General features: G+C 37.3%; 30 protein-coding genes and 1 other annotated feature. Of the genes, 10 read left to right on the forward strand and 20 right to left on the reverse strand.

Going from position 1 to position 25999, the window contains the following annotated elements; genetic code table 11:
* The first annotated feature begins 57 nt into the window (after nt 1-57).
* The 3 genes from ACHZEU_RS09975 (at nt 58) to ACHZEU_RS09985 (ending at nt 1808) form a co-directional block, all read left to right on the forward strand.
* Entirely contained in the window at nt 58-777 is a 720-nt protein-coding gene (locus ACHZEU_RS09975) for an esterase family protein (protein WP_115673838.1), read from the forward strand.
* Between the two features lie 83 nt (nt 778-860).
* Nucleotides 861-1376, forward strand: coding sequence for a YjcG family protein (locus ACHZEU_RS09980; protein WP_404804449.1), 516 nt, complete (start codon nt 861-863; stop codon nt 1374-1376).
* Nucleotides 1377-1379: 3 nt separating this feature from the next.
* A complete protein-coding gene (locus ACHZEU_RS09985) occupies nt 1380-1808 on the forward strand; it encodes a GNAT family N-acetyltransferase (RefSeq protein ID WP_026023480.1) in 429 nt (142 codons plus the stop codon).
* 119 nt (nt 1809-1927) lie between these two features.
* On the opposite strand, the gene ACHZEU_RS09990 is transcribed toward ACHZEU_RS09985, so the two are convergent.
* The 6 genes from ACHZEU_RS09990 to ACHZEU_RS10015 all read right to left on the reverse strand — a co-directional run bounded on the left by ACHZEU_RS09990 (nt 1928) and on the right by ACHZEU_RS10015 (nt 4768).
* Nucleotides 1928-2176, reverse strand: coding sequence for a stage VI sporulation protein F (locus tag ACHZEU_RS09990; RefSeq protein ID WP_004230969.1), 249 nt, complete (start codon nt 2174-2176; stop codon nt 1928-1930).
* A gap of 130 nt (nt 2177-2306) precedes the next feature.
* A complete protein-coding gene (locus ACHZEU_RS09995; protein ID WP_009374137.1) occupies nt 2307-2477 on the reverse strand; it encodes a YjcZ family sporulation protein in 171 nt (56 codons plus the stop codon).
* Between the two features lie 65 nt (nt 2478-2542).
* The gene (gene spoVAE, locus ACHZEU_RS10000; RefSeq protein ID WP_369700615.1) at nt 2543-2902 is read right to left on the reverse strand and encodes a stage V sporulation protein AE; all 360 of its coding nucleotides are present in this window, start codon (nt 2900-2902) and stop codon (nt 2543-2545) included.
* A 16-nt stretch (nt 2903-2918) separates the two neighbouring features.
* On the reverse strand, nt 2919-3914 hold the full coding sequence (locus ACHZEU_RS10005; RefSeq protein ID WP_404804450.1) for a stage V sporulation protein AD: 996 nt from the start codon (nt 3912-3914) through the stop codon (nt 2919-2921).
* A complete protein-coding gene (gene spoVAC / locus ACHZEU_RS10010) occupies nt 3908-4363 on the reverse strand; it encodes a stage V sporulation protein AC (RefSeq protein ID WP_016994343.1) in 456 nt (151 codons plus the stop codon). The genes ACHZEU_RS10005 and spoVAC overlap by 7 nt, the downstream gene beginning before the upstream one ends.
* Nucleotides 4364-4768, reverse strand: coding sequence for a YhcN/YlaJ family sporulation lipoprotein (locus tag ACHZEU_RS10015; RefSeq protein ID WP_404804451.1), 405 nt, complete (start codon nt 4766-4768; stop codon nt 4364-4366).
* A gap of 133 nt (nt 4769-4901) precedes the next feature.
* On the opposite strand from ACHZEU_RS10015, the gene ACHZEU_RS10020 reads away from it, so the two are divergent.
* Nucleotides 4902-5426 carry a CotY/CotZ family spore coat protein gene (locus ACHZEU_RS10020; RefSeq protein ID WP_404804452.1) on the forward strand — a complete coding sequence of 175 codons (525 nt, stop codon included), beginning with the start codon at nt 4902-4904 and terminating at the stop codon, nt 5424-5426.
* 63 nt (nt 5427-5489) lie between these two features.
* Here the strand turns inward: ACHZEU_RS10020 and ACHZEU_RS10025 are convergent, their stop codons facing one another.
* From ACHZEU_RS10025 to ACHZEU_RS10050, 6 genes are all read right to left on the reverse strand, one after another.
* Nucleotides 5490-5891, reverse strand: coding sequence for a hypothetical protein (locus tag ACHZEU_RS10025; protein ID WP_257961533.1), 402 nt, complete (start codon nt 5889-5891; stop codon nt 5490-5492).
* 53 nt (nt 5892-5944) lie between these two features.
* Nucleotides 5945-7321 (reverse strand): magnesium transporter, encoded by a 1377-nt coding sequence (gene mgtE, locus ACHZEU_RS10030; protein ID WP_048392024.1) that lies wholly within the window; start codon nt 7319-7321, stop codon nt 5945-5947.
* 412 nt (nt 7322-7733) lie between these two features.
* Nucleotides 7734-8669: an RluA family pseudouridine synthase gene (locus ACHZEU_RS10035; RefSeq protein WP_404804453.1), complete on the reverse strand. Its 936-nt coding sequence runs from the start codon at nt 8667-8669 to the stop codon at nt 7734-7736.
* Nucleotides 8644-9438: an NAD kinase gene (locus ACHZEU_RS10040; protein WP_004227435.1), complete on the reverse strand. Its 795-nt coding sequence runs from the start codon at nt 9436-9438 to the stop codon at nt 8644-8646. Before ACHZEU_RS10040 ends, ACHZEU_RS10035 begins: the two co-directional genes overlap by 26 nt.
* Nucleotides 9435-10106 (reverse strand): GTP pyrophosphokinase family protein, encoded by a 672-nt coding sequence (locus ACHZEU_RS10045; protein ID WP_004227437.1) that lies wholly within the window; start codon nt 10104-10106, stop codon nt 9435-9437. The genes ACHZEU_RS10040 and ACHZEU_RS10045 overlap by 4 nt, the downstream gene beginning before the upstream one ends.
* A 56-nt stretch (nt 10107-10162) precedes the next feature.
* Nucleotides 10163-10546, reverse strand: coding sequence for a hypothetical protein (locus ACHZEU_RS10050; protein ID WP_004227440.1), 384 nt, complete (start codon nt 10544-10546; stop codon nt 10163-10165).
* A gap of 126 nt (nt 10547-10672) precedes the next feature.
* On the opposite strand from ACHZEU_RS10050, the gene ACHZEU_RS10055 reads away from it, so the two are divergent.
* The 4 genes from ACHZEU_RS10055 to ACHZEU_RS10070 all read left to right on the forward strand — a co-directional run bounded on the left by ACHZEU_RS10055 (nt 10673) and on the right by ACHZEU_RS10070 (nt 13478).
* Nucleotides 10673-11260, forward strand: a complete 588-nt coding sequence (locus tag ACHZEU_RS10055; protein ID WP_404804454.1) for a CYTH domain-containing protein — start codon at nt 10673-10675, stop codon at nt 11258-11260.
* Between the two features lie 29 nt (nt 11261-11289).
* Entirely contained in the window at nt 11290-12048 is a 759-nt protein-coding gene (locus ACHZEU_RS10060) for a lytic transglycosylase domain-containing protein (RefSeq protein ID WP_404804455.1), read from the forward strand.
* 220 nt (nt 12049-12268) lie between these two features.
* Complete coding sequence (locus ACHZEU_RS10065; protein WP_404804456.1) at nt 12269-12676, forward strand: globin; 408 nt, start codon at nt 12269-12271, stop codon at nt 12674-12676.
* Nucleotides 12669-13478: a DsbA family protein gene (locus ACHZEU_RS10070; RefSeq protein WP_404804457.1), complete on the forward strand. Its 810-nt coding sequence runs from the start codon at nt 12669-12671 to the stop codon at nt 13476-13478. The genes ACHZEU_RS10065 and ACHZEU_RS10070 overlap by 8 nt, the downstream gene beginning before the upstream one ends.
* A 391-nt stretch (nt 13479-13869) precedes the next feature.
* Here ACHZEU_RS10070 and pepF read toward each other — a convergent pair whose 3' ends face one another.
* The 4 genes from pepF to spxA form a co-directional block, all read right to left on the reverse strand.
* Nucleotides 13870-15687 (reverse strand): oligoendopeptidase F, encoded by a 1818-nt coding sequence (gene pepF, locus ACHZEU_RS10075; protein ID WP_404804458.1) that lies wholly within the window; start codon nt 15685-15687, stop codon nt 13870-13872.
* A gap of 51 nt (nt 15688-15738) precedes the next feature.
* Entirely contained in the window at nt 15739-16857 is a 1119-nt protein-coding gene (locus tag ACHZEU_RS10080) for a competence protein CoiA (protein WP_103117493.1), read from the reverse strand.
* Nucleotides 16858-17050: 193 nt separating this feature from the next.
* Entirely contained in the window at nt 17051-17719 is a 669-nt protein-coding gene (gene mecA, locus ACHZEU_RS10085) for an adaptor protein MecA (RefSeq protein WP_404804459.1), read from the reverse strand.
* Nucleotides 17720-18152: 433 nt separating this feature from the next.
* Entirely contained in the window at nt 18153-18548 is a 396-nt protein-coding gene (gene spxA, locus ACHZEU_RS10090) for a transcriptional regulator SpxA (RefSeq protein WP_404804591.1), read from the reverse strand.
* A 490-nt stretch (nt 18549-19038) separates the two neighbouring features.
* Nucleotides 19039-19260: a binding site (T-box leader), on the forward strand.
* Nucleotides 19261-19375: 115 nt separating this feature from the next.
* Between spxA and trpS the strand changes: the two genes are divergently transcribed.
* Nucleotides 19376-20365 carry a tryptophan--tRNA ligase gene (gene trpS / locus ACHZEU_RS10095; RefSeq protein ID WP_048392030.1) on the forward strand — a complete coding sequence of 330 codons (990 nt, stop codon included), beginning with the start codon at nt 19376-19378 and terminating at the stop codon, nt 20363-20365.
* A 2-nt stretch (nt 20366-20367) separates the two neighbouring features.
* On the opposite strand, the gene ACHZEU_RS10100 is transcribed toward trpS, so the two are convergent.
* From ACHZEU_RS10100 to ACHZEU_RS10110, 3 genes are all read right to left on the reverse strand, one after another.
* Nucleotides 20368-20589 carry a hypothetical protein gene (locus tag ACHZEU_RS10100; protein ID WP_404804460.1) on the reverse strand — a complete coding sequence of 74 codons (222 nt, stop codon included), beginning with the start codon at nt 20587-20589 and terminating at the stop codon, nt 20368-20370.
* 106 nt (nt 20590-20695) lie between these two features.
* Entirely contained in the window at nt 20696-21937 is a 1242-nt protein-coding gene (fabF, locus tag ACHZEU_RS10105; RefSeq protein ID WP_404804461.1) for a beta-ketoacyl-ACP synthase II, read from the reverse strand.
* 30 nt (nt 21938-21967) lie between these two features.
* Nucleotides 21968-22906, reverse strand: a complete 939-nt coding sequence (locus tag ACHZEU_RS10110; RefSeq protein ID WP_048392032.1) for a beta-ketoacyl-ACP synthase III — start codon at nt 22904-22906, stop codon at nt 21968-21970.
* Nucleotides 22907-23371: 465 nt separating this feature from the next.
* Between ACHZEU_RS10110 and ACHZEU_RS10115 the strand changes: the two genes are divergently transcribed.
* Nucleotides 23372-23566, forward strand: coding sequence for a YjzD family protein (locus tag ACHZEU_RS10115; RefSeq protein WP_004227469.1), 195 nt, complete (start codon nt 23372-23374; stop codon nt 23564-23566).
* 49 nt (nt 23567-23615) lie between these two features.
* Here ACHZEU_RS10115 and ACHZEU_RS10120 read toward each other — a convergent pair whose 3' ends face one another.
* A complete protein-coding gene (locus tag ACHZEU_RS10120) occupies nt 23616-25742 on the reverse strand; it encodes an ATP-dependent Clp protease ATP-binding subunit (RefSeq protein ID WP_404804462.1) in 2127 nt (708 codons plus the stop codon).
* Nucleotides 25743-25999: the final 257 nt, after the last annotated feature.

Here is a 25999-nt window from a genome sequence, read left to right on the forward strand (position 1 = left end):
CCTTTACTTACGTAATATGGTACAATTTTGTTACAAACACAAGAAGGAGTGTCATCATTGGATAAGGGAACAGTACAGGATTTAACATTTTACAGTGAGTCATTACAGGAAGAATTACAGCTCTATATTTATGTTCCTGCAAATTATTCTCCACTATATAAATACAACATTTTAATCGCATCAGACGGTAAAGATTATTTCCAACTTGGTGGTATTACAAAGCTAGCTGATGAACTGATTGATGACTATGAAATCGAAAATTTAATTATTGCATTTGTTCCTTACAAAGACATAAAAGATCGACGTCATAAATATATCCCGAGCGGTGAGCAACATGAAGCCTATCTTCGCTTTTTAGCACATGAGCTAGTGCCTTATTTAGATCAGGAGTATGCCACTTACCAAATGGGTATGAGTCGTGGAGTGATTGGTGACTCTATGGCTGCCACTGCTTCCTTAATGGCTGCTTTAAAATATCCAAGCATCTTTGGCAAAGTCATCCTACAATCACCTTATGTAGATGCTGATGTATTAAAGGCTGTGGAAAATTTTAAAGATCCAGGATCTATTTCTATCTACCATATCGTCGGCAAAGGCGAAGATCAGGTTGTGACAATGGATAAAACCATCAAAGATTTTTTAACACCTAATCGTCAATTGCATGATCTCATGATAAGTAAAGGGTTTACTACATTTTATGACGAGTTTGATGGCAATCATACATGGAAATATTGGAAACCAGACCTTCGACGTGCATTAATTGAAAATTTCAATTAATATGAAGCGATTCAAATTACGAAAACTGAAATTTCTGTTATACTTAATTAGAAAAATTGTTTATTTTCGGGAGGTAATGGACTATGAAGTACGGTATTGTGGCATTTCCATCAAAAAAATTGCAAGATTTAGCGAATACTTATCGCAAACGATACGATCCTCATTATGCAAAGATTACACCGCATATGACATTAAAGGACAGCTTCGATGCGTCTGAAGAAGAGATTCAAACCATCGTCAAGCAATTAGATGAACTTGCTGCTAAATATGCACCTTTAAACATTCATGCATCTCGCATTAGTTCGTTTTTCCCTACAACAAATGCGATTTACTTCCGCATTGAACCAACAGAACAATTAGCAGCATTCCAACATGAACTTCAAGAAAAAAACACTTATTGGGAAATGAAGCATGTATTTGTTCCACACATTACAATCGCTCAAAAAATGTCAGATTCAGAGCATGATGACATTTTTGGTCAATTACGCATGACAGGCGTTGATGAAAAAGATACAATTGATCGCATTCATCTTTTATATCAATTAGAAGATGGTTCATGGACAACTTACGAAACATTCCGTTTGTCTGGAGCTGAGTGATTGTTGTATACCGTTAAAATTGTTGAAACAAAGCAAGAACACGATGATGCCTTTGCTATTCGCAAAAAAGTATTTGTTGAAGAGCAAGGTGTTCCGCTTCATCTAGAATGTGATGCTGAGGATGCAACTGCAACACATTTCATTATGTATGATAACGATGAGCCTGTAGGAGCAGCACGTTTACGCAGTATTGACAACAATACAGCTAAAATTGAGCGTGTTTGTATTTTACAATCCCAACGCGGCAAAAAATTAGGCGCTTTAATTATGAAGGAAATGGAGAAGCATGCCATTTCTATTAATAAAAAAACCTTAAAACTTCATGCACAAAGCTATGCAATTCCCTTTTACGAAAAGCTAGGCTTTACAGTTACCTCACCTGAGTTTATGGATGCAGGTATTCCACACCGTGCTATGGAGAAGAATATTTAATGAAAGGGTGTTACGATATTTATAATGTCGTAACACCCCTTTTTATGAGACGAATTCGCTTGCCACCATTTATCTACTCTATCGTAACAAGCTGCATTGCCAAGTAGATATGCCATGCGCTACTTCATCATTCTAGTGATTTTATCGAAATCTAGTGATGCGCCATCTTGAATAATAGATTGTACTAATTTATCTTCTAACTCTTGCGTAATTGATCTGTTAGATATTTTAGCAACACGTCGTACAATTTTTCTTACTTGTTTTTCACTGGTAAAATCCGCATGTTGAATGGCATTGGCTAATGCGAAGATTTCATCCATCGATACACCTGTTTTTTGCTCAATCGAATTAAAAAACGAGCGATGCATGTTTTCCCTCCTATCATTAAAACTCAATATGACCTTGCTTCTTGCACGAAACATTTCGCAAATGGTGGAGGCCTTAACTTTATTTAGAATTTCCTAAATAAAAGCTAAAGCCTTTATTATGTTCATCAAATTAGATGTAAGTAGCGCCAACAATAATTAATAGAATGAATAGTACAACAATTAGAACAAATGTAGAACCATAACCATAGTTGTTGCCTCCAGAGTATCCTCCGCAGTAGCTATTGTTCCACCCACCAACGTTATTTCCGTACGGTTGTGAGCCCCAGCCTTGGTATCCCATAAAAGCACCCCTCCCTTCTACAACCTATAATATGTTTCGGTCGTAAAAATGGGAGGGGTATTCGTCTAGTCAATATTTCCTTTTGGTCTAAATATTAAGGCACCAATAAAGCCGAACACAATAGCAGCACTGATTCCTGAGCTTGTTACTTCGAACATGCCTGTTAATACGCCAACAAGTCCATGTTTTTCTGCCTCCGCCAGAGCACCATGTGTTAATGAATTCCCGAAGGATGTAATGGGCACTGTCGCCCCTGCTCCAGCAAAATTAATTAATGGCTCATATAAGCCCATACCATCCAAAATCGCGCCTACAACCACTAACGTACTTAGTGTATGGCCCGGTGTTAAATTGCCAACATCCATTAATAATTGGCCAATGACGCAAATAATGCCTCCAACAATAAATGCAAATACAAAAGTCATAACCATGTTTTTTGCCTCATTTCATCGTAATTTCTATCGCATGTGCCGTACATGGAATCGTCTCGCCTTGCTGATAGGATAGCGGAGATAATAACGCACCCGTTGCTACTAGTAATACTCGCTTATAGCTCCCTGCACGCATTTGTTGATYAACATAACTAAAAAAAACAGCTGCCGAACAGCCTGCACCACTTGCACCAGATTGGAATGCTTCATCCTGTCCATAAAATTCAGCACCTGCATCACGTAATAACTTGATCACTTCATTTTTTACGCCATTTTCCACAAGCATTCCTTTCAATAGCTTTAAGCCAAGCTGGCCCAAATCGCCTGTTAAAATTAAATCGTAATGATAAATTTTTTGATTTCTCTGTTGTAAATGAGATTGAATCGTCTGAAAAGCAGCAGGTGCCATTGCAGCACCCATATGGAAAGGATCATCCATACCATAGTCAACAGACTTGCCAATTGTTGCCGCTTCTATAGAAGGATATTCCTCGCGATGCTTCCCAATTAACGCATAACCAGCAGCAGTTACAGTCCACTGGGCTGTTTGCGGTTTTTGTGCTCCATAATTGATGGGGTAACGAAACTGGCGTTCAATTGCATTATGTTGACTAGAGGCACCTGCTAATGAAAAATTAGCAGCACCTAACTCGGTTAACAGGCATGCAATAATGACTGAAGATACAGATGTGGCACATGCCGAAAAGAGTCCAATAAAAGGGATTTCTAAATCCCTAGCGGCAAAATTAGTTGGTGTCATTTGGTTGACTAAATCTCCACCCATTAAATAATTGATATCACCTTTTTGTACGCCCATTTTTTTCATAGCAAATTCACAGGCCTCTTCGATCATTTTACGATGTCCCTGTTCATTTGTTTTCATTTGCCAACGTTCATCATCATACACAGAGTCAAAATATTGACTAAAAATACTCCTATTTTCTAATGGACCCGCTACCACTCCACCTGCTAAAAGAGAGGGCTTCGATTGAAATACAATTACCATGAAACCACTCCTATCGTTACGAGGATATACTTAATGAGTGCTACAAAAAACGCAGACACTACACCAAATAATACAACCGATCCTGCTAATTTAAATAAATTTCCGCCGACTCCCAATACTAACCCTTCAGAACGATGCTCAATAGCTGCCGAAACAACAGCATTACCAAAGCCTGTTACTGGTACTGCCGATCCAGCCCCCGCAAATTGACCAATTCTTTTATAAAGGCCAAGACCTGTTAAAATCATGGAAAAAAACACCACTGTTGCAACAGTTGGATTTCCTGCTGTCGCCTCTGTAAAATTGAAGAAAATAATATAAAAAAGAGACACAGCTTGACCAATTGCACAAATAAAACCGCCAACGAAAAAGGCCTTTGCTACATTCTTTAAATAAGGGGGCTTTGGTGTAACATTTTGCTCTAACTGTTGATATTGCTCTTTTTCCATTTATGTCTCCTCCTTTGCAAGCTCTTTTAGTTCTGTAATTTTATCGCTTAATTTAGTATCTTCCATCTGATCCTTTTTTATTTTATTGGCTTCATAAAAAATTTTGTAATCAGCGGAGACAAACACATCCTTGTTTGGATATTTCTTTTCAAATTTCTTTTGCAACTTTTTCTCAAACKTAGTTTTTTTCCACTTCTCCCATGGTTTAATTTGTACTGCAACAAGCATACTATCGTCATAGTGGATAACCGTTGAACGATCAACATAGTCTTCTTCTTTTATAAGGGTTTCGACTTCACTTTCATTTTGTGGAGACCCATAGACGATAAATTTTTCCTTTTCAGCACAACCATTTAACAGCGATAAAACAACTAAGAGAGGTAACGTCATTCCTAGTAGCCTCAAGTTTTACCCTCCTTTTCTTTACAGTTTCTCCACACATAAAAAAACTATTCATTCAAAGAAATACACAAAAGCCCGAGTCCAGTTTTCAAAAGTACATATTGTAGAAGTAGTAACAAGGAAAGGGGGTGACAATATGGGTTGTGGTAAGCCAACAAATCCTATTGGACCAATCCATTCAGCAGGCTGCGTTTGTGACGTAGTTCGCGCTATTTTAGATATTCAAAATCAAGCGGTGCGAGATGAGTGTTCTCCATGTACAGCAAACTGTTTCTTAGAGCCACTAGGCGGGATTGTTAGTCCTGCACGCTCACAAGCAGATACACGTGTTTTCATGTTATTTACAACAGATGGTACTCCTTTCAAAGTATTCTTTAACTCTCCAACAGCAGATCCTTGTATTTGTACATCCGTATTCTTCCGCGTAGAAGATATGTTTGATGAATGCTGTGCTACTTCACGTGTTTTAGAGCCACTATGTACATTTGACTCTAGTGAAAGTACAGTAGACTTACTAAGCAAAGATGGTTGTTGTATCAACATGAAGAAAATCTGTAAAGTAGATGACTGGAGCTCAACAGATAGCTGTATTACTGTGGATTTATCTTGCTTCTGCGCTGTACAATGTATCGCTGATGTTGACTTAGGGATTTGTGACTAATTCTTTCACCTTTGACACACACACATAAAAAAAGTGTACAGCATCCTCTGCTGTACACTTTTTTTATAAAGTTGGCAATTTTCTTCCTCGCCAAAGTATTTGCTGTATATCTTCAAAATGAATAATTTCCTGTATTTTTAATTCTAATGATGTGAGCATTAAAGAATCATTCTGTACATCTGAAGCTGTCCCAGTTAATTTTCTACCATCCTTTAAACAAACTAATAATGGCTGATAGGCTCTCTGACGAAATGGTTTTTCTAAAAACTGGAGCTGTTTCAGTAAATAAGGATCTATTTGTACTTCATCCACTGCCTCATTTTTTTCTTCAACTATTTGCTCATCGAACATAGTGTCCTTTACATAGACAGATGTACTCTCATCCAAATCAAGTTCATGTAACACCTTAGAAATATTTAAAAAATATGATGGTGATTTTATAAACAAGCGTGGTTCTTGATCCACTTTACTCACTTCCCTTTTTTCCATACAATATGCGAAAGTAAGCAAATTGGTTCTTAGCCTATTTGGCTTAAGAAAACTGTCGCTAAGCCCAAATAAATTAAAATACTTGTAATATCATTTAATGTAGTAATAAAGGGTCCTGATGCAACGGCAGGGTCAATTTTTAGTCGATGCATTAACAATGGAATAAATGAACCAGCTAATGTTGCCACTAAAATAGAACCACAAAGCGCTGCCCCTACTAACATACCTAGGACAAGTTCATGTTTCCAAAAATAAACGATCCCAATAACAATTAATCCACAAACAATGCCTGACATTAAGCCAGTACCTGCTTCACGTAATAGTAACTTCAATTTACTATGTTCTTCTACATCACCTGTTGCAATCCCTCGAATGGCCACGGCCAATGCCTGTGTTCCGCTATTACCTGAAGTTCCTGAAATTAATGGAATAAAGACCGCTAGTAAGGCAACCTTATCTAAAGTATCCTCAAATTGCCCCATTAGGTTAGCTGTTAACATACCTAGAAACAGTAGAACTACTAGCCATGGCAAACGTTTTTTAGCTGCTTGGAATGGTGTTACATCAAATTTATCCATATCCGAAATACCAGCTAATTTAGAGTAATCCTCAGAAGCCTCTTCATCAATAACATCAATAATATCGTCAACCGTGATAATACCAAGTAATTCTCCTTTATCATCAATAACAGGTGTCGCTAAAAAATTATAATCCTTCATAATTTGCGCGACTTCTTCTTGGTCATCGCCTACATGTACCATTACGACACGTTCATTCATAATTGACCGAATAAGTGTATCCTCGTCAGCAATGATTAAGTCACGTAACGATATAACACCCGTTAGACGATGTTCTTCATCCACAACAAAAATATAATAAACGGTCTCTGCATCTGGTGCCTCTTTACGCAAAATAGCCATAGCTGAACGAACTGTTGAATTTTCTGGTATAGCGACATATTCAGTGGTCATGATAGAGCCAGCAGTATATTCATCGTAGCTTAGTAGCTCATTAATATCTTCTGCCGCTTCTTCATCCATCATTTCTAAATAGCTTTCGCGCTGTGCTGTATCCAGTTCATTTAAGACATCTGCCGCATCATCCGCATACATATGAGATAGCATTTCTGCACCGTATGATGGATCCATTTCAGCAAGATATGCTTTATACTCATCATCTTCAATATCGATTGCCTCAAAAATATCAGCCATTTCTGTCGGAGACAAGAACGAATAGATGATTTTCCTTATATCAGGTTCCACCTTTTCATAAAACGTTGCCTGATCATATGGATGAAGTTCTAAAAACTCATCACGGAATGCGTCAATATTATGTGCTTCCAGCATTTCTCGTAGATGTGCCTCATCAAATTGCACATCATCCTTTTCATTTCTTTCCTCTATCATGCTTGTCCCCTCCTTCCGAGCTTTCAATCATTTTACGGGCAATGCTGCCGTAAATCTACCTTCTATATAATAGAGTGTAATGTACCTTTTCTGCAAACTCTTTTTTAAGTTATATTTATGAGCAATTGGGCAGATTTTTATAAAATTCAATATTACGCCTAAAATCATGACGATTCTATTTTACTATACCTTACCTTTGTCACTTTGTTATGAATAAGGTGTAAAATAATCTACTTCTCTAAACTCCAAGATAGTTGTTGTTGACGCGCAGATAAACAATACATCCAATTTTCACCTACCATACAACCTGTGATATTAAGAATCTCCCTCGTGAAGAAATACGCAGTTTAACCTAATTCAAAAAATGATAAGGAGATGCTCGTTTGCGCGAACACCTCCTTTTATCAAAAATTTATGCTGAAGATTCCTTCAGTAATCTTTGCATGTCTTCATTTAGCATACTTGTAAAGTGTAATGGCACACTTGTTAAAGGATGCTCCATACTTAAAGATACACAATGTAATGCTTGTCGATCAATCTGAAGACGACTACCACCATAAAGGTCATCCCCCACAAGTGGGTGTCCAAGATGTGACATGTGCACGCGAATTTGATGTGTACGCCCTGTATGCAATTGAAGTCGTACATGTGTCATTGGTTCAGCACCCAGTGAAAAACGCTTCAGAACCTTTACATCCGTATGTGCATATTGTCCATCTTMTCGTACTTCTCTTTCAATAATACTAGCTTCTTTACGACCAATCGGAGCTATAATCGATTGAAAGTTTTGTTCGACATGCCCATGTACAATGGCTTCATATTGTCTTGAAATCTCTCTCTTACGCTGAGCAAGCCCTGTTAAATGATGAATATGAGCATGCTTAGCTATGCATAGTAAACCTGATGTATCTCGGTCTAGCCTTGTAACAATATGAGCCGTAGAGGCCAATCCTTGTTGCTGAAAATAGCCACAAACTAAATTTGCAATGCTGTTTGTTGGATGCTCTCGTGAGGGTATCGTACTTTGATGAGCTGGTTTGTTGAGCACTAAGATGGCATCATCTTCGTATACAATGGACAAATCTCCATGCTCGATAGCAAGCCCTTCACTTTTTTCTTCAGGAGGAAACGTTACTTTCACACAATCTCCAACTTGCAGGATATGTCTCACATTACGTTCGACATCATTCACAGTCAACATGCCACCATCAAACTTAATAGCTGTTAGAGCTCGCTTAGAAATACGCCACTCTTGAAGAGCCTCTCGTAATAATTGGCCATTTTTCTTTGCCTCAAATTGTAATGTAAATCTTGTATCCACGTTATTCATTTGCAACAAATGATTCATGCACTCGCTCCCAAAATGGGAATGGTCGGAAACGGGCAAAACGTACTCTTTCATTTGCTACATTAAACGCTATGGCTTTGACATCACCTTGAGTAATTTGCAAGTGATCAACAGTCATATTAAAATTTTGTTCATTTACAGGACGCAATACACAATGATGGTGTGCTGGTAAGATTAATGGCGATCCTACTGTCCTGAAAACGCGGTTATTAATTGAGGCAATTTCAGTGACTTGGAGTGCCGCTAGTGTAGGATGTATGATGGCTCCACCTAGAGCTTTATTATAAGCCGTACTACCCGAGGGAGTGGATACACAAAGACCATCACCACGGAAACGCTCAAATTGATTCCCATTTAACTCTACATCCATCACAAGTGTAACATCTGGCGATTTGACGGTTGCTTCGTTTAAAGCAAGATACGTATTTGATTCGGCATTATGATGCTCTACCCTTACTTCCAGCAGTGGATATTCCACAACATTAAAATCCTTCTTAGCAATGGACAAAACTAATTTTTCTAATTCAGATGGTTTCCAATCCGCATAAAATCCTAAATGCCCTGTATGGATACCAACGAAGGCTACCTGATCTAATAAATGGGAGTATCGATGAAAGGCATGCAATAGTGTGCCATCTCCTCCAATCGAAACAACAATTTCTGGCGTCTCTTCATCATAGGTCAAGCCAAAATCCTGTAAATAGGTTTTAGCAAGTTCCATCAGCTCGTTGGATTGTGCATCTCTACGTGATTGAATCGAAAATTTCATTGTGCGTCACGCTCCTTCTCCGTTAGTAAATTAGGATTCGATGCTTCTTTATATTCGCTAAAGTAGGCCTGTGCCTCTTGAATTTCACTACGAATGGATGACATTTCCTCATCCAACCGAAATGCTGCCTCGGCAGCACTTTGCAAGCGATTCTTAATCTCTTCTGGGAACATGCCTTTATATTTATAATTTAAAGAATGCTCTATTGAAGCCCAGAAATTCATGGCTAGTGTACGGATTTGTATTTCCGCTAATACTACTTTTTTTCCTTGAATTGTTTCAACAGGATACTCCACTATCATATGGTAGGAGCGATAACCACTAGGCTTATTATGTGTAATATAATCGCGTTCTTCCACTACACGCATATCTTTTCGCTGACGAATTAGCTCAGTTACCGTTGAAATATCATCAACAAATTGACACATAATCCGAAGGCCAGCAATATCACCAAGTTCATCACCAAGTTGTTTAGAAGGCTCAAAAGCTAGTCCTTTTTCTAACGTTTTGTCATATATACTTGCTAAAGGCTTGACACGTCCTGTAACAAATTCAATTGGCGAATTGGCATTAACAATACCAAATTGCGAACGCATGCCCTTTAATTTTACTTTTAATTCGTCTACTGCTTGTTTATAAGGACTTAAAAAAATTTCCCATTGTCCCATTGTAAAAACCTCCCGACAATCGGTATCGAACACCACCGTCTGTTCGTTTTGTCTTTCTATTCAGCAAGAATAGCCTTGAAGTGTTGTTCCACTGCCTGGACAAATTCTGCCCCATAATTGTAATTTCCTTCAATATTATACACGAGCATTTCCAATTCCTCGTAGAAATTTGTCAGCTCAATCACTTCTTCACCTATTCGTAGCAATGGATTTTTCCCTTTTTGTAAAATATGTACAAGATTCTCCCAACTACTCGGTGGAAAACGCAAGTAATGATAGTCTTCACCTGCATCAAGTAAATAAATGAATGCAAAATCATCTGAATCTGCAATGAGTTGTCCAGCAGGTTTTAACTGTAAATTTACTTCATTGTCGTTTAAACTAAAATGAAGTTGATCTTGTTCAAAATTCGATGTATCTATTGTATAAATTTTACGCACATGCGGTTCCCCTTTTCGTTGTACTCTTCCTCTTATTTTAGCACACAGGGTAAATAGTTGCAGTGTGTAAATATTAATTCGAGCGAAACAACGGATGAAAAATAAAAAATAAATAGGTGACTATAAATGACACAAGAAATTGAAATTGAATTTAAAAATCTATTAACAAAACAACAATACGAGCAATTATTACAAGAGTTCCACATTAGCCAAAATGCTATTCATCGTCAAACAAATCATTATTTTGACACACCTGATCAAGCAATTCGCAACCTACAAAGTGGTCTTCGTATTAGACAAATTGGTGATTATTACGAATGTACACTCAAAGAAAAAAACGCCGAGCACGCACACCTTGAAACGACGGATGAAATAACAGCAATAGAGGCGCAACAAATGTTAGATGGCAAAGGATTTTATGCTCAACAGGTAGCTAAAAGATTAGCTCTTTATCACATTCCTTTAGAACAATTGCATGTATTTGGTTCTCTCACTACAGATCGTGTCGAAATTCCCTACAAAGAGGGACTTCTCGTTTTTGATCATTCTTTCTATTTGCAGCGTGACGATTATGAGGTAGAATATGAAGCAAAAGATGCAATAAAAGGAAATATAATTTTCGACGAATTTTTACAACAATATGGTATTGATAAGCAACCAACTGATAAAAAAATTGCTCGTTTTATGAAGGCACTAAAAGCACAAAATTTATAAAAGTAGAAAAAAGGAAGGTGTCTGACTCCTTGGATATTCAATCATTCAAATCTTTACTAGAAATTCGGGCTTTGCAAACACTTGGATCAAGCGAAAGTTCACCCACAGACAATGAGTCTATTTTTTCTGATATGATTAACGAATTATTAGGAGAAACTTCGACAGCAAGTAATGCTAAATTATCAAGCTTGCTTGCTACAGGAACAGCAAATAATTCAAATTTCGTCAAAGAAATAGCTACTTTGGAGCAAAGTTCATTAGAATCATTACTTTACAAAGGGTCTAATGCTGTGTTTATACCTGAATCAGTCAAACAAGCTTTAGCAAACACATATGCTAATAACAAACTTGATTCCTATGTTTCAGACGATGTAATAGGCTCTACAGCATATGCTAATTCACTAGCAGGATCAAATGAGTATACTGCCATTATTGAAAAAGCAGCCGCTACTTATCAGATACCCGCGAAGCTTATTGCAGCGGTTATTAAACAAGAATCTAATTTTAATCCAACTGTAGTAAGCCATGCGGGTGCGCAAGGTTTAATGCAACTCATGCCCAAAACAGCACAATATTTGGGTGTGACTAACGCTTTTGATCCAGAGCAGAATATTATGGCTGGTGCAAAATATTTGCGTCAAATGCTAGATAAGTTTAATAATGACCCTTCACTAGCATTAGCAGCTTATAATGCTGGCGCATCTCGTGTTACGAAATATGGAGGAATCCCTCCTTTCAAAGAAACACAGAATTATGTCAAAAAAGTGATGAATTACTTTACAGTGTAATCGCATCTTTCCTGTTATCTATGTCATTTCCAACAAATTTCACCCATAGTGGTGAAATTTGTGCTTTTGTAGCGAACAGCAATTCGAAAGAGCTCTTTGTTTGTGTTAACGAAAAGACGTTGATAGAATGAAGGTAGTCACAAGAATTTCACAATTTGATGAGGATGAAGTATACAATATGGTACTTTACGATATAAAGAATTAAAGGAGCATATAACTTATGAGTCGAAAATACACTGTTCCTTATGAGGAGCTGGGAGCTGAAAAACTGTCAGAACTCATTCATGCGTTCTATAAAAGAGTTGCTCAGCATCCTGATCTTATTCCAATCTTTCCAAAGGATTTAACAGAAACAGCCCGTAAACAAATTCAATTCCAAACACAGTATTTAGGAGGGCCAAATCTTTTTACTGAGGAGCATGGTCATCCGATGATGCGTGCGCGTCACATGAATTTTCCTATTACACCTGACCGCGCTCAAGCTTGGCTAGAGTGTATGTCAGAAGCAATGGATGAGGTAGGTTTGGAAGGGAAGTTCCGTGAAACTTATTATCAACGTTTAGTATTAACAGCTCATCACATGGTTAATACGCCAAATGACGATGAGGGGGWRTTGTTACGTGAATAATATTCAAATGTTGCAAGAGACAACGCCAACGATTTCTACTGCAAACAAGCCAATTGAATTGTATATTTTCGTAGATCCACTTTGCCCTGAAGCTTTCAGTATGCAAGCAACTCTTCGTAAATTACAGCTTGAATACAACCATTACTTCACATGGCGCTTTGTTTTAAGTACAGAACTTACTTCTTTAAATTGCTTAAGTAAACGTGTCAAAGGCTGTATTTCAGGAATCGAACTTGATATTAATCACCCTGTTTTACCTTCTATCGCTATTAAAGCAGCTGAATTACAGGGGAAACGTGCAGGTGCGCGTTATTTGTCGAAACTACAAGAATACGTATTATTAAGTCATCAAGATGTAAACTCCTATGCAACGCTTTTAAAAATAGCTGAGGATGTTCAACTCGATATGAATGAGTTTACTGTTGACTTTGGTTCAAAAGAGGCAGCACGTGCTTTCCAATGCGATTTATATATTAAACGCGAAATGGAAGTAGATGAAGTACCAAGTATCGTATTTTTCAATGAATGTATTGAAGATGAGGGACTAAAAGTTAGTGGTAGCTATTCCTATGAAGTTTATGAACATATTTTACAAGAAATGCTGAACGAACAGCTTGTCCGTCAGCCTTTACCATCAATAGAGGACTTATTTTCTAAATTCCATACTCWTTCTACAAATGAAATAGCTTTTATCTATTCATTAACAGAGCAAGCAGCAGAGCGTGAACTAAAGAAACGCATGCTGCAACAAAAGATCGAACGAATCCAGACTACTCACGCTACGTTATGGCGTCTTAAATAATAAAATAAACAAAAGGGACTTCAATCATCATGATGGAGTCCCTTTTTCAAGATAACGCAAAATACAAAGAAGCGCCTCTATCCTCGACCGATAGAGACGCTTCTTTTTCACAAAGGGGATGGGAGAAATGTTCACGTTCAAACAAAGGGGTGTATGTTTGTTTTGTGATTTATTTCACAAGAATTACTCTATCATGGAATAATATATTTAGCAATGAAACCAATACTAGATTCACAAATTTGTCAAATAGAAAGCGATTACAAACAGTATTTTTCCAAGATGCACACTTTTAAACTATTTAGAAATCAAAAAAAAACATTATTCTTTCCTTTTAATTTATGCTGTTAATAAAAATAATTGGGCTATAGGAACACTCCTATAGCCCAATTAATTAGTTATTTAACAATAATTTTTCTAATTCATTTAAACGTTCTTCAAATACTTTACATGCATCTTCAATTGGCTTAGCTACGTTCATATCAACGCCTGCTGCCTTTAATACCTCAATAGGGAAATCAGAGCATCCCGCTTTTAAGAAGTTATTAATATAACGTTCTACAGCTGGTGCACCCTCCTCTAAAATTTGTTTACTCAATGCTGTAGCGGCTGATTTACCAGTCGCATACTGATAAACATAGTAATTATAGTAGAAGTGTGGAATACGAGCCCATTCTAAGCCTATTTCCTCATCAACCACCATATCATCACCGAAGTACTTTTTGTTTAATTCATAGTAAACTTCTGTTAAACGATCTGCTGTCAAGGATTCACCGTTCTTATCCATCAGATGAATAAGGTGTTCGAACTCTGCAAACATTGTTTGTCTGAATACCGTACTTCTGAAGCCATCTAGCCAATGGTTTAATAAGTATATTTTTTGTTGTGGATCATCAATTGTTTTCAGTAAATAGTCATTTAATAACTCTTCATTGCAAGTAGAAGCGACCTCTGCCACAAAAATAGAGTAGTCTCCATAAACAAAAGGCTGGTTGTTACGTGAATAATAACTATGAACACTATGGCCAAATTCATGTGCTAATGTAAATAGATTGTTCACATTATCCTGCCAATTCATTAAAATATACGGATTCGTACCATAGGCGCCTGAAGAATAGGCTCCACTACGCTTCCCTTTATTCTCTAAAACATCGACCCAGCGGTTATCCAGTCCATTTTGAACGATGCTTTGATATTCCTCCCCTAATGGAGCTAAAGCCTTTACTAAAATATCTTTCGCTTCATCATAAGAGACCTTCATTTCCACCTCTTTAACTAGTGGCGCAAATAAATCCCACATATGCAATTCGTCTACACCCAATAATTTCTTACGCAACGAAATATAACGTTGCATAGCTGGTAAATGCTTATGAATTGTTTCCACCAGCTGATCATAGACATTTTCAGGAATGAAGTTATTAGACATGGCAGCGTGGCGTGCAGATTCATAATGACGAATTCGAGCACTTACATTATGCTTCTTTACATTACCAGTTAGCGTAGCCGAGAACGTATTTTTAAACTTGCCGTATGTTTCGTACATAGCCTTAAATGCGCCTTCACGTACAGAGCGATCCTTGCTCTCTAAAAACTTGATATAATTACCATGCGTAAGTTGTACTTCTTCTCCCTCTTCATTTTTCACATGAGGGAATACCATATCGGCATTGTTTAACATGCTGAATGTATTCGAAGCTGTACCTGTCACCTCAGACATTTGCGCTAGCAATGCCTCCTGTTCGGCTGGTAATACATGTGGACGTGCCATTGTAATTTCTTTTAAAGATTGCTTATATAGTTCTAGGTCTTGATTTTCTGTTAAGTAGCGTTCAATCGTTTCTTCACTTAATGACAGAATTTCTGGCGTTAAATAGGAAAGGCCAGCTGAGATACTCGTTGCCAATGTTTGAATACGGCTGTTCATATCTTGATAAAAGCTATTTGTAGTATCTTGATCATAGCGCATATGAGCATATGTGTAGAGCTTCATTGCACGTTCATATATATGATCATGATACTGTAAAGCTGCTAATAATGCCTCTGCCCCATTATTTAAAGTACCTGCATAGCTAGGTGCTTGTTTAGCAAGCTCTGCAACCTCCTTCAATTCCTCTTCCCAAGCTGCATCTGTTGCAAAGATGTCTTCTAAGCGCCATGTTAATTCTTCTGGTACTTCTTTTCGAACCAAAACCTGATTACTGTTACTAGCCATATATGCCAGCCCCCTTTATATGTGCTTTTTTCCTTTTACTCTCATATTTTCTCAGTATATTGTGGCAATTGCAAATAAATGTACATAGACTTGCTCACAATTATCTAGTAAACCATCCTCATGATGCATACGCTTAAGAAGATACCCATAATTTTGAATAGCCCTGAGTGCTTGTTCGGTTACTTCCAGTTGATGCTTACATAAAAAGTTTTCCATCTGCCCCTTTGTTAATTCAAATGGAAGACGTCCTAATTGTTTACTAAAATAAAACAGCATTATTTGCCACTCGCTCGTAAACAAAGGGATAGCTGCTCCTTCTTTCACTGGAATACCAATGTATGGTGGCAGAGCAGTAAGAGAAAGATTTAATTCATAGCAATTACGTAAAAATGGATCTTGTGCCCCCTTCTTGCTATGTAAAAGACGACTATGCGCAAATTGCCTACAAGTCTGTTTATAGAGCTGCCAATAGCGTTGAAATTCTTCTGGGGTAATACGTTGAGGTCTATAAAAAGGGAAATGTTGTAGATCGACCGAAATTTTCTGTACTTTACCTATGAAAGTATGCCCATGAACATGAAGAAGATTCGTCCAATAAACAAACTGGGCTGTCACCGGGTTGTACGTCAATAAATATGGTAAATCCGTTGTCGTTATAAACGCCTTTTGCAAGAGTGGAGAGATTCTAATTTTTCTGATGCCGTTGACAGCTTCTTTGCCTTGTGGAGTTTGAAAAAGCCAAATTGCTTGTATATCGTTTCTTTCATAGCCCATTGTTCGTTGGTGCCATTTTTCATGAGAGATAGTACTACATTGAAATTCAACTGCAAACTGCTCCTTATCGAGTGTAACAAGCAAATCTGGGCGCTGAGAAACCTCCTTTAAATATGGTTCTAGTTTCACCTGATGTCCATGCTTTTGGAGCCACTCATATAATTGCACTTTACCTTGTAAATGTATTTTAGATTCACCTTCTGCGAACAGCTGTGAACATTGATTTTTTGTGAAGTGAGCAAAGTGGGGAATATTATAGTTACCTATTTTCAATTGAACTTGTTCTAAACATTGAGGGCAATAAAATTTCATTTGCCGCCTATATCGCTGTAAAGCTTTCCTCGTATATTGATATGGGAGAAATAGTTGCTGTTGATTGTTATAGGCAATCAGCATAGTATCAGCTCCTTTTTAGCCAACTATAATAGAATGGATTTTCACTAACAAAAATAAAGCACCTTTTTCTTGAAATTTTAAAAATGCGCTCTTATTCAAGCTCTTTGATGCTGAAAACATAAAAAAGGACTGTAGCGAAACTCGATTCATTTACGAGTTTCACTACAGTCTAAAATAATTAGTATTTCATTGCCTATGCAAAGTATTTTCGAACTGTTTCAAAGCAATTGAATTTCATAATCTTTTCACCGTACTCCTCTAGACGATGAATTGTAAAATTGGATGGTGTTAAAAATTCCTTGATAACTGCATTTCTATCATGACGATTTAAATCCTCATCTGCGTTTCCGAAATCAACAACTAGATAGTACCAATTTTCATATTTGAATAATGAGGAATCCACTAATTCGTCTGTCATTCGTTTTGCGACAGGGATTAACTCATCAATATCTTTAAATTTATAAACATAAATGTCTGTATCCATAAATAATTCTGACTCATCCATGTCACCAAATTGAGTTAGTTGGCTAAGAAGATCCTCTCCAACTTCATCGAATGGTGCAAACATATCTTTGTGTTCATCAAAATTCGAATGACCATCTAATGTTTCACCGTCTTTTAAAATATGTGCACGTGTGACAATGATTTCTAAGCCTACTTCAGATGCATTGATATGAATCCAAATCGGACCCTCTACATCAAAATAATCCTCCGTGTTTACTTCATCAATCATATCCCAAAAAAGTTGTTCACCCTTTGCTCGATTGTACCAAATTTCTTCACGACTATAGCCGCGATCCTCTATATCATTGTACGTAATAAAGAGCTTGAGTGTATTTTCATTTACACGTTCGATGTCCACTAGACCTCATCTCCCTTCACTGTCATATGTCGAAAAACAGTTTGTTTCATTAGTATGCTTTTATTCTTTGTTTTTAACCTTCATACTGCATTTGTTTTTCAACCTTTGACCACACTACAGTAAAACCATCGAGTAACCGTAAACATGAATTTTTGTGTTCACAGTTGTCTCTAACTCTATTGTATGCTGTTCTGTCATAAAATGAAAAGGATATACACCGTTTCACAGAAGATATTTGAATTATTGAAATTGTAGTAAACTATTTAACTTAAATCAAGTTTAACATACTTTTACGGAAATATATGACTTTTCCCTATTAATTATTATACTTCATATAGAAGGTTTTACAGAAGTAAAACATAAAAAAAAGATGTCACAACATGTATTCCACATCTGTAACATCTATTACATATATTATTCAGAATAGAAAGGTTTAATTCACCATTCGTTGCGCTTCTTGTAATTGATATGCTCGAACTTTTCGAGGTAAGAAACGACGAATTTCATCTTCATTGTAGCCAACCTGCAGACGTTTTTCATCTAAAATGATTGGTCTACGTASTAMGCCAGGATATTCCTGAATTAATTCATATAAACGTTGTAATGGTAAGCTTTCAACATCCACATTTAATTTTTGGAATATTTTAGAACGAGTGGAAATGATTTCATCAGTTYCATCTTCTGTCATTCGTAAAATTTTTTTTATTTCACTTATKCTAAGCGGTTCAGAAAATATATTACGTTCTGTATATGGAATTTCGTGCTCCTCTAACCAAGCTTTTGCTTTACGACAAGAGGTACAACTTGGTGATGTAAATAGGGTTACGATCATTCTGACACATCCTTTCATTTAAAAATCATTATCTATAAACCAGAACCAATGTGTTAAATTAGAATTAATGTAATGTAAAATACACAGTACCATTATACAGTACTCAGCTGTATTTGAATATAGTTCCAATAAAAAAATCTGAACCTATCCATAAATATTCTGTCTATTCATACAGCTTTCAAATATGATGTATTTTCTTCAAACTTATGTGCTACTACTACCATTCCCATTTTTAAAGCATTTTAAACATCTAAACAGATATCTCAGTTGTTCTCATTTAAGAAAAATAATCGAGAAAATTGTCAATCCCATGTGTACATCCAAACAATTTTTTAATAAAAAATTATAAATTTATAACAAAATTACATAACAAAAAAAGCATATAATTTTTTCTAGAAAAAAAACACCGTCAAAAGTCTGACTTTACACAAAGGAATCTTTATAATATAATTCTTTGCAATCAAATCAATTTGAACAATTTAAATTGAGAAAAACGCTGACGAAGAGTAGTACATATGCTAATTCACGTATAGAGAGTCTGTGGTTGCTGTAAACAGATCGTGGATGCATGTGGAATGGACTTCCGAGTTAGCTTTGTGAACGCTACTTGAAGCTATTAGCAAAGCTCGTCCCTTCACGTTACGAAGCTGAGTGGCCTTTTTAGGCAAGCTGGGTGGTACCGCGGATTCAAACATCATTCGTCCCTTCATTAGAAAAATCTAATGAGGACGCATGATGTTTTTTTGTCTTCATCACCAAGTTGAAAGGTGAAGACAACGCTGTGACACAAGTTACAGCAATTGAATTCGAGGAGGAATTTTTTAATGACAACTATTTTTTCTGGCGTACAGCCTACAGGTATCGTAACATTAGGGAACTATTTAGGAGCATTCAAGCAGTTCCCGGCACTACAAGATGAAGGAAACGCTATTTATTGTATCGTTGATCAACATGCCATCACTGTTGCACAAGATCCTAAAGAATTACGAGAAAGTATTCGTAAGCTTGCTGCTACCTACATTGCTACTGGCATTGACCCTAAAAAATCGACATTATTTATTCAATCAGAGGTGCCAGCGCATGCTCAGGCAGGATGGATGTTACAATGTGTTGCGTCTATCGGTGAGCTAGAACGTATGACACAATTCAAAGATAAATCACATGGTAAGGAAAGCGTATCTGCTGCTCTTTTAACATATCCACCGCTAATGGCTGCAGACATTCTACTTTATAATACAAATATTGTCCCTGTCGGCGATGATCAGAAGCAGCATATTGAGCTAACTCGTGACCTTGCAGAACGCTTTAACAAACGCTTTGGCGATGTTTTAACAATTCCTGAAATTCAATTACCTAAAGCTGGCGCACGCATTAAATCCTTACAAGAGCCAACAAAGAAAATGAGTAAATCAGATCCAAATACGAAAGCGACAATTCGCTTATTAGATACTGCGAAAGACATTGAGAAAAAAATTAAATCAGCTGTAACTGACTCTGACGGCATCGTTGCATTTGATGTGGAAAATAAACCAGGTGTTTCAAATTTATTGACAATCGAATCAGCTATTTCAGGGGTAGCCGTTGAAGATTTAGTCAAAAAATATGAGGGAATTGGTTATGGTGGATTCAAGCAGGGTGTAGCAACAGCAGTAATTGAACACCTAACACCTATTCAAGAGAAATTCTATCATCTAGTAGAATCATCAGAATTAGATGTCATTCTAGATGAAGGTGCTGAAAAGGCGAATGCGATTGCTAGTGCTACATTAAAACGTATGGAAGATGCTATGGGTCTTGGTCGCGCACGTCGCTAAACTTACGGCTTGTCTGAGGATCGATCAAAGCCCAAATCAAGCACAACTGCGCAGATGATGATACAGGCTCCTACCGCCATATAAAATTCTGTTGTTTGAAAAATAAATTTGAAAACAACCTTCCATGAATAACCTAGTGTGCGGTAATTTAAATACAATATGAGCTTCCCTACAGAGAGGATCATTAAGCCATAACTTACTAAAAATAAAAAGAGACGAAACATAGTAATGGCATCCTTTCTATTTCTTCTTACTTATCATTTATTCACAAAACTATAAAAAAAGACGTCAGCCATTTAAATTTGGCTGACGTTTTTTTATGTTTATCTATTATGCTTCATATTTTTTGAATAGGAGACTTGCATTATGACCACCAAAACCAAGAGAATTACTCATTGCATATTGAATATTTGCTTCTCTTGCTTCGTTTGGAACATAATCTAAATCACATTCAGGATCAGGATCTTTTAAATTGATTGTAGGTGGTAAAATCCCTTCTTTAAGGGCTAATGCTGTTAAAATAGCTTCCACACCACCTGCTCCTCCTAATAAGTGACCCGTCATAGATTTTGTTGAGCTCATTGCAAGGTTATACGCATGATCACCAAAAGCAGTTTTCACAGCTTGTGTTTCGAATAAATCGTTATATGGCGTACTTGTACCATGGGCATTAATATAATCAACTTGTGATGGCTCTACGCCACCATCTGTTAATGCTTGCGTCATCGCACGTGCTGCACCTTCACCCTCTGGAGCTGGAGCCGTAATGTGATGCGCATCCCCAGTTGCACCATAACCTAAAACTTCAGCATAGATTTTGGCACCACGAGCTTTTGCATGTTCATATTCTTCTAAAATGACAATACCCGCTCCTTCTCCGATAATAAAGCCATCTCGGTTTTTATCGAATGGGCGACATGCAGCTTGTGGATCTTGATTTAATGATAGTGCTGTATTGGCACAAAAACCTGCAACCGCCATTGTTACGATTGGTGATTCAGCACCACCAGAAATCATAACATCAGCATCTCCACGCTCAATTACTTTAAAGGCATCACCAATAGAGTTTGTGCCTGAAGCACATGCCGTTACAGAACAAGAATTTATCCCCTTTGCACCAAAGTGAATAGAGACTTGGCCCGATGCCATATCAGGAATCATCATTGGGATAAAGAAAGGACTAACACGTCTTGCGCCACGCTCTTGGAATGTTAAAAATTGTTGTTCATATGTTTCCATCCCACCGATACCAGAACCAATCCATACACCTGCACGTGGAGCTAGCTCTTCATCAATTGTTAGCTGTGCATCTTCCATTGCCATAATAGAAGCCGCTAATGCGTATTGTGTGAAGCGATCCATTTTACGTGCTTCTTTACGATCAATGTATTTTTCAATATCAAAGTCCTTTACTTCTGCGGCGATTTTTGCGGCAAAAAGATCTTTATTTAAACGTGTCAGCTCACCAATGCCAGATTTACCAGCTTTAATGTTTGCCCATGTTTCTTCGATGCTATTTCCTAGTGGTGTAACTGCGCCAATTCCTGTAATTACTACTCGTCTTTTACTCATTGTCTTACTCCCCTCAAGCATTTTTCCTACTTATTTTCCCCATCTCATGGCTACGGCACCCCATGTTAAGCCGCCACCAAAACCTACAAGGACTAATAAATCATCCTCTTTAATCTTACCTGCTTCGAGCTCATCTACCAAGGAAATACCAATAGATGCTGCTGAAGTATTTCCGTATTTATGAATCGTTTTTGACATTTTTTCTGGTGGTAGCTCTAAACGCTCACGTGCAGATTCCATAATACGTATATTTGCCTGATGTGGCACTAGGAAATCAACGTCTTCTTTTGTTAATCCCGCTTTCTCTAATACATTAACAGCCGATTCACCCATTTGTCGAACAGCAAATTTAAACACTTCACGACCATTCATCGCAATTGTATCTTGCTTCGTTAAATAAAGATTCTTTCCGCCTGTACCATCTGCACCAAGTTCAAAGGATAGAATACCTCTACCTTCAGAGACTTGCCCAATGATAGCTGCACTGGCACCATCGCCAAATAATACAGCTGTATTGCGATCTTCCCAATCAACGACTTTAGACAGCTTTTCAACACCTACTACTAAGACATATTTATAAGCATTTGCCTCAACAAAGTGCTTTGCTGTCACTAAACTATATATAAATCCTGCACATGCTGCTGCTTGATCCATTGCTGCAGCATTTACTGCTCCGATTTGTTCCTGAATCATACAAGCTACACTTGGAAAAGTTTGATCCTGTGTGACAGTTGCTACAAGAATTAAACCAATTTCCTCAGGCGTAATACCCGCATTTGCAATAGCTTCTTTTGCAGCAGCTACTGCCAAATCTGAAGTTTCCTGATCATCTGCCGCAAAATGACGTTCTTCAATGCCTGTTCGAGTACGAATCCATTCATCAGAAGTATCCATGATTTTTTCCAAATCAAAATTTGTAACGACCTTCTCAGGAACATATTTGCCTATTCCTATAATACCAGCGTTCATATAGCAACCCCTCAGCTTTCTTACTATCAATTATTAGTAACTGGTCATAATTATAACGCATATAAAAGGAATGACGCAAGATGATTTAAAATTTATGCGGCTGAGGGTAGTGTTCTTTGAATATAGAAGTGAAGAATTTTATGGAATGAGGTTATTCTGTTTAGAGCTTTATCTAACGTACTTTGTTGAGCTTGTTCATTATTTTTCAAAGCACCTTGCATCATGTATGAGCGGTGTTCTTCCCTTTTGGAGCACTTTTCACCCGCTTAGGAGCGCATTCCCCTATTTCAGAGCTGTTCCTAAATACTTTACATTACTAAACATAAAATACTAAATCGCATATTTGTTGTGACAAAATCGCCATGTTTCACATAAATGGTTCATTTTTTTTTGATTTATGTTATGATATGATAATGAATATGAGTAAAACCTTATGATGAAAAAAGTTCGGTTGAGGTGAAATTAATGCAATATATCGTAACGTTCATATGGTCATTCCTACTAGTTTCTATGTTAAACTACGTAGTCAGCTCTGTACTTGGTGTACCATTTGATTTCAAAACTGGGGCAATCGTTTCTGTTGTATTCTCCATCCTTATCTTTATTATTGGAGCAATCATTCCAAACGACCCTACACCAGAAGCTGCAGACCATCATTAATTCAGCTAGAAAAAGCCTGTTCAGCTTCATGCCGAACAGGTTTTTTCTGTTATTTTTCCACAACACATTGACCCTCATGCATTTTCACATGCAACGTCTCCCCTGGTAAAACTTCTCCGCGTAATAGTTCTTTAGCAACGGCTGTTTCGATATGTCGCTGTACAAAGCGTTTTAGTGGTCTTGCTCCAAATTGGGCATCTGCACCTTGCTCTACTACCCAATCAATGACTTCTTGCTCGACAGATAAAGTAATTTCTTGCTCTGCGACACGTTTAATCAATTGCTCCACATACTTCCAGGCAATCGCAGTAAAATGTTTAGTAGATAATGCATGGAAGAAGATGATATCATCCATTCTGTTTAATAGCTCAGGTTTAAAATGTTGTCGTAGGGCTGACATGACTAAGTCCTCCACAGCCGCATCATTTTCCTTTGCCTCCATTAAATAACTTGATCCAATATTCGAAGTTAAAATGACTACTGTATTTGTAAAATTCACCATTCGTCCCTGACTATCTGTAATGCGCCCATCATCTAAAATTTGCAATAAAATGTTCGCCACATCAGGATGAGCTTTTTCAATCTCGTCTAGTAGCACCACAGAATAAGGATTTCGGCGAACTGCTTCCGTTAGCTGTCCACCTTCCTCATAGCCCACATAGCCTGGAGGAGCCCCAACAAGTCGAGACACACTATGTTTCTCCATGTATTCACTCATATCAATCCGAATAAAGTGATCTTCTGAATCAAATAACTGTGCAGCAAGTGCCTTGGCAAGTTCTGTTTTACCTACACCAGTTGGACCTAAAAATAAAAAGCTACCAATAGGTCGGTGTGGATCTTTGATACCTGCACGTGCACGCCATACCGCTTCTGTCACTAATTGAACTGCTGTATCTTGTCCAACCACACGTTCATGTAATGTATCCTTTAAACGTAATAGTTTTTCACGCTCACCCTCTACTAATTTTGTTACAGGGATTCCTGTCCAACGTGAAACAATTGCAGCGATTTCATCTGCTGTTACCTCTTCACGTAAAATACGAGATTCTGCACCGTTCTCTAATTCCTTTTCAAGTACCTGAATGTCTTTTTCAAGTGTTGGAATTTTACCATGACGTAATTCAGCAGCTTTATTTAGATCATATTTACTTTCTGCCTCATCTAGATCACGACGATATTTATCCAATGTTTCACGTTTTTTCTGAATATCGTGTAGTTTTTCTTTTTCTGCTTCCCATTGTTGTCGCATGCCCTTAGATGATTCTTTTAACTTAGTTAATTCTTCGCGTAATTGCTCCAGACGTTTTTTACTTGMCTCGTCCTTTTCCTTACGCAATGCCTGTTCCTCAATTTCAAGCTGCATAATACGACGTGTGACTGCGTCTAATTCCTGTGGCATTGAATCAATTTCTGTACGAATCATTGCACAAGCCTCATCAATTAAATCAATGGCCTTATCAGGTAAAAATCGTTCTGTAATATAGCGATTGGATAGTTCTGCTGCCGCAACAATTGCTCTGTCATGAATACGTACTGCGTGATGTAATTCAAAGCGTTCCTTTAAACCACGTAAAATGGATACCGTATCCTCTATAGATGGCTCACGTACTAGTACTTGCTGGAATCGACGTTCTAAGGCAGGATCCTTTTCAATGTACATACGATATTCGTCTAAGGTAGTAGCACCAATACAGTGTAATTCACCACGTGCTAGCATAGGTTTTAGCATATTTCCTGCATCCATAGCGCCATCTGTTTTTCCTGCACCTACGATCGTATGAATTTCATCAATAAATAGAATGATTTGTCCTTCTGATTCTTTTACTTCTTTTAGCACACCTTTTAAGCGTTCTTCAAATTGTCCACGATAACTTGCACCAGCGATTAACGCACTCATATCTAATTCATATAATACACATTCTTTCAAGCCTTCTGGTACATCACCTTTAACAATACGCTGTGCTAAACCTTCCACAATTGCCGTTTTACCAACTCCTGGTTCACCGATTAATACAGGATTATTTTTTGTTTTACGTGTTAGAATACGAATTACATTTCGAATTTCTTCATCACGCCCGATAACAGGATCCATCTTGCCGTTTTTTACTTCTTCAATTAAATTGCGTCCAAATTGTTCTAATGGTTTTTTATTGTCTGTTTGTTGAAATTGCATAGCTAGCACTCCTTTTTTTCATATTTCTCATTATTTATATACCCATTCTTATTCATTAAAAAAGTTTGACCTTTTTTGACTAACTTTATTTTACATCACTCGACAATGCTTAGCAAAGAAATCGCCCTAAAATTTTTTCACTTATTATGGAAGTTTACGTTATAATAATGGTATGTTTCTATGTTTTAGTATCGAAATCCACTATCCTTTTGTAATAATCGCCATTTATTACAAAAAGAAAGCGATGTGTTGGAGAT

This window comes from Lysinibacillus sp. S1 (genome assembly GCF_044986265.1).
Lineage (GTDB): Bacteria > Bacillota > Bacilli > Bacillales_A > Planococcaceae > Lysinibacillus > Lysinibacillus capsici.

Coding starts and splice junctions, on each gene's coding strand:
- ACHZEU_RS09980 (WP_404804449.1), top strand. CDS start 861: ATGAAGTACGGTATTGTGGCATTTCCATCAAAAAAATTGCAAGATTTA.
- ACHZEU_RS09990 (WP_004230969.1), bottom strand. CDS start 2,176: ATGCATCGCTCGTTTTTTAATTCGATTGAGCAAAAAACAGGTGTATCG.
- ACHZEU_RS09995 (WP_009374137.1), bottom strand. CDS start 2,477: ATGGGATACCAAGGCTGGGGCTCACAACCGTACGGAAATAACGTTGGT.
- spoVAE (WP_369700615.1), bottom strand. CDS start 2,902: ATGACTTTTGTATTTGCATTTATTGTTGGAGGCATTATTTGCGTCATT.
- spoVAC (WP_016994343.1), bottom strand. CDS start 4,363: ATGGAAAAAGAGCAATATCAACAGTTAGAGCAAAATGTTACACCAAAG.
- ACHZEU_RS10020 (WP_404804452.1), top strand. CDS start 4,902: ATGGGTTGTGGTAAGCCAACAAATCCTATTGGACCAATCCATTCAGCA.
- mgtE (WP_048392024.1), bottom strand. CDS start 7,321: ATGATAGAGGAAAGAAATGAAAAGGATGATGTGCAATTTGATGAGGCA.
- ACHZEU_RS10040 (WP_004227435.1), bottom strand. CDS start 9,438: ATGAAATTTTCGATTCAATCACGTAGAGATGCACAATCCAACGAGCTG.
- ACHZEU_RS10045 (WP_004227437.1), bottom strand. CDS start 10,106: ATGGGACAATGGGAAATTTTTTTAAGTCCTTATAAACAAGCAGTAGAC.
- ACHZEU_RS10055 (WP_404804454.1), top strand. CDS start 10,673: ATGACACAAGAAATTGAAATTGAATTTAAAAATCTATTAACAAAACAA.
- pepF (WP_404804458.1), bottom strand. CDS start 15,687: ATGGCTAGTAACAGTAATCAGGTTTTGGTTCGAAAAGAAGTACCAGAA.
- ACHZEU_RS10080 (WP_103117493.1), bottom strand. CDS start 16,857: ATGCTGATTGCCTATAACAATCAACAGCAACTATTTCTCCCATATCAA.
- trpS (WP_048392030.1), top strand. CDS start 19,376: ATGACAACTATTTTTTCTGGCGTACAGCCTACAGGTATCGTAACATTA.
- ACHZEU_RS10100 (WP_404804460.1), bottom strand. CDS start 20,589: ATGTTTCGTCTCTTTTTATTTTTAGTAAGTTATGGCTTAATGATCCTC.
- fabF (WP_404804461.1), bottom strand. CDS start 21,937: ATGAGTAAAAGACGAGTAGTAATTACAGGAATTGGCGCAGTTACACCA.
- ACHZEU_RS10110 (WP_048392032.1), bottom strand. CDS start 22,906: ATGAACGCTGGTATTATAGGAATAGGCAAATATGTTCCTGAGAAGGTC.
- ACHZEU_RS10115 (WP_004227469.1), top strand. CDS start 23,372: ATGCAATATATCGTAACGTTCATATGGTCATTCCTACTAGTTTCTATG.